This window comes from Oharaeibacter diazotrophicus (genome assembly GCF_004362745.1).
Classification (GTDB): domain Bacteria; phylum Pseudomonadota; class Alphaproteobacteria; order Rhizobiales; family Pleomorphomonadaceae; genus Oharaeibacter; species Oharaeibacter diazotrophicus.
This window is the reverse complement of sequence record NZ_SNXY01000005.1, coordinates 1-1,428: the sequence shown is the minus strand read 5'-3', so window position 1 is coordinate 1,428 and position 1,428 is coordinate 1. Positions and strand designations below refer to the sequence as shown.

The 1,428-nt window shown below is 67.2% G+C and carries 1 protein-coding gene; it reads right to left on the bottom strand.

Annotation, left to right across the window (positions count from 1 at the left end; genetic code table 11):
* Positions 1-6 precede the first annotated feature (6 nt).
* Positions 7-1,428 (bottom strand): ABC transporter substrate-binding protein (locus tag EDD54_RS00150; protein ID WP_133673938.1); only part of this gene is annotated, 1,422 nt, incomplete at its 5' end.

The window sequence follows — 1,428 nt, the reverse complement described above, 5'->3', positions numbered from 1 at the left end:
GGCCCGTCACTTGGCGTCGGACCAGCTCTTGACGAGCTCGTCGTAGTTGACGGTCTGGGGCTTTTCCTTCTCGTTCTCGATCTTGGGCTGCGGGGCCAGCGTGCCGTTGGCCTTGGCCTGCTCGGCCCAGTAGGCGAGGTCGTGCTCGTCGTTGAGCAGCGGGCCGATGTCGCCCTGGACGCCCGAGCGCTGGATGCGGCCGAGCACCTTCTCCTGTTCCGCGCACAGCGAGTCCATCGCCTCCTGCGGGGTCTTCTCGCCCGAGGCGGCGTCGCCGATCGCCTGCCACCACAGCTGCGCGAGCTTGGGGTAGTCCGGCACGTTGGTGCCGGTCGGCGACCACTGCAGACGGGCCGGCGAGCGGTAGAACTCGACGAGGCCGCCGAGCTTCGGCGCCCGCTCCGTGAACGACTGGTCGCGGATCGTCGATTCGCGGATGAAGGTCAGGCCGACGTGGCTCTTCTTGACGTCCACCGTCTTCGACACCACGAACTGGGCGTAGAGCCAGGCCGCCTTGGCCCGGTCGACCGGGGTAGACTTCAGGATCGTCCACGAGCCGGCGTCCTGGTAGCCGAGCTTCATGCCCTCCTTCCAGTAGACCCCGTGCGGCGACGGCGCCATCCGCCACTTCGGCGTGCCGTCCGCGTTCACGACCGGCAGGCCGTCCTTGACCATGTCGGCGGTGAACACCGTGTACCAGAAGATCTGCTGGGCGATCTGGCCCTGCGCCGGGACCGGGCCGGCCTCGGAGAAGGTCATGCCCTGGGCCGCCGGCGGCGCGTAGGCCTTCAGCCAGTCCAGGTACTTCTGGATCGAGTAGACCGCCGCCGGGCCGTTGGTGTCGCCGCCGCGCGCGACGCAGGAGCCGACCGGCTGCGACTTCTCGTTGACGCGGATGCCCCACTCGTCGACCGGCAGGCCGTTCGGGATGCCCTTGTCGCCGTTGCCGGCCATCGACAGCCAAGCGTCCGTGAAGCGCCAGCCGAGCGAGGGGTCCTTCTTGCCGTAGTCCATGTGGCCGTAGACCTTCTGGCCGTCCACCTCGCGGCCGGTGAAGAACTCGGCGATGTCCTCGTAGGCCGACCAGTTGACCGGCACGCCGAGGTCGTAGCCGTACTTCGCCTTGAAGTCGGCCTTGTTCTTCTCGTCGTTGAACCAGTCGTAGCGGAACCAGTAGAGGTTCGCGAACTGCTGGTCGGGCAGCTGGTAGAGCTTGCCGTCCGGCGCCGTCGTGAACGACTTGCCGATGAAGTCGTCGATGTCGAGGCCGGGGTTGGTGACGTCCGACGCCTCGCCCGACATCCAGTCGGACAAGTTGCGCGCCTGCTGGTAGCGCCAGTGCGTGCCGATCAGGTCGCTGTCGTTGACATAGGCGTCGTAGATGTTCTCGCCCGACTGCATCTGGGTCTGCAGCTTCTCGACGACGTC